This is a genomic window from Streptomyces sp. SPB074, assembly GCF_000154905.1.
Taxonomy (GTDB): Bacteria; Actinomycetota; Actinomycetes; order Streptomycetales; family Streptomycetaceae; genus Streptomyces.
Genome location: NZ_GG770539.1, coordinates 2307122 through 2308401, shown reverse-complemented (window position 1 = coordinate 2308401; position 1280 = coordinate 2307122). Strand labels below are relative to the sequence as shown.

The 1280-nt window shown below is 77.0% G+C and carries 2 protein-coding genes; one reads left to right on the top strand and one right to left on the bottom strand.

Translation table 11 applies throughout. From position 1 onward, the window contains the following. On the bottom strand, positions 1 to 169 hold a 169-nt coding region (locus tag SSBG_RS09350; protein WP_037869332.1), incomplete at its 3' end, for an SDR family NAD(P)-dependent oxidoreductase. 132 nt (positions 170 to 301) lie between these two features. On the opposite strand from SSBG_RS09350, the gene SSBG_RS09345 reads away from it, so the two are divergent. After that, on the top strand, positions 302 to 1183 hold the full coding sequence (locus tag SSBG_RS09345) for an AraC family transcriptional regulator (protein WP_037869331.1): 882 nt from the start codon (positions 302 to 304) through the stop codon (positions 1181 to 1183). Positions 1184 to 1280 lie beyond the last annotated feature (97 nt).

Genomic DNA, 1280 nt, shown 5'->3' with positions numbered 1-1280 from the left:
CCGCGCGCCCGGCGTCCCTGCCGCTCACGAGGACTTCGGCGCCCGAGGCGGCGAGCACTCGCGCGACGGCCTCGCCGATCCCTCCGGTCGAGCCCGTGACGAGCGCGGTGCGCCCGGCGAGGGCGGAGTCGGCGGGGAGGGAGGACAGGATCTCTTCGTTCGTACACATGTCCCCAGCCTGTGCCGGCCGCCCCGCCCGCCCCTTGCCCGAACCGCTCAACCGCTTGCCGGATCACCTCACCGGGCCGGGCGCGGCCGTGACGCGGCCCGGGCGCGGCCCGTGGCCGGATACGGTCGGTCCATGGACGAAGCGACTGCCCGGAGCCTCGGCCGCGCGGCGGACGTCGTGGCGCGACGCGCGGACGCCACGGTGACAACGGAACGGCTCGGGCTCCGACTCAGCCACCTGCGGACCGTCCCGGGCGGACTCGCCTACCAGCGGTACACACCGTCCCTGTCGGTCGTCCTCGCCGGCCGCAAGCGTTCCGTCGTCGGCGACGACGACCGGGTCTGGGGCCTCGACCGGTTCTTCATCACGCCGGTCGACCTCCCCGTCCTCTCGGGCGTCGTCGAGGCGGACGAGCGGTACGGGTTCCTGTCGGCGCGCTGGCGACTCGACCCCGGCCTCGTCACCGAGGTCGCCGCCGCGATGCCCCGTACCCGCCGCGAGCCGTCCGGGCCGCTGGACCGGCTCGGCGCTTGGACGCCCGCCCTCGCCGACGCCTTCGCCCGCCTGCTCGCCCTGCTCGACGAGCCCGAGCACATCCCCCTCCTGGCCCCGCAGTTCGCCCGCGAGACCGTGCTCCGCCTGCTCCAGACCGCGCAGGCGCCGCGCGTCCTCGCCGCGATCGACGCGCACGACCCCGTCGTGCCGCGCGCCGTCCGCCTCCTCACCGAGCGGATCGCCGAGCCGTGGACGCTCGACGCCCTCGCCGCCGAGGTCGGCGCGAGCAGGGCCACGCTGTCCCGGCGCTTCAAGCAGGCCACGTCGATGACCCCGACGCAGTACCTCAAGCGGCTCCGCCTCGGCGAGGCCCGCCACCGCATGGTCGTACGCGCCGCCTCGGCGGTCGGCTACCGCAGCGCCCCGCACTTCTCACGCGACTACCGCCTCGTGTACGGGACGTCACCGGCCGCCGACGCGGCCCGAGCCCGCGAGCAACTGCGGGACTGGACGGGCTGAGGGGGCGGGCGGGGGCGTCGCGGGCAGGGGGCGGGCGTCGCGGGTACGGGGCGCGGGGGCGGGCGGCCGGTACGGAGCCGCGCCCCGCCCTCGTCCG